The 260-nt window shown below is 65.4% G+C and carries 1 protein-coding gene; it reads right to left on the minus strand.

What is annotated here, in order from left to right:
* Nucleotides 1–260: Ig-like domain-containing protein (locus tag AC5PZ0_RS28350; protein ID WP_493856227.1), on the minus strand; the 260-nt coding region annotated here is incomplete at both ends.

Raw genomic sequence — 260 nt, forward strand, 5'->3', positions numbered from 1 at the left:
TGGAAGGTGCCATCCGGGTTGACCGAGCCGCTGGCCACGAGGTTGCCCTCGGCATCACGGACTTGAACAGTGGCCCCGGCTTCACCACGACCATTCAGCTGGCTGCCGGCGAGAGCGATGACCAGGTTGGTGGGTGCATCTGGTGGCGTGGTGTCGCCGCCGTCGATATCCGGCGCGGTGACCGTACCGGCGGTTGAGGCGTTGCCTGCAGCATCGGTCGCAGTAACTTGCAGCACCTCGCCATCGACTTGAGGCGGATC

Source organism: Pseudomonas sp. 5.2 (assembly GCF_059025405.1).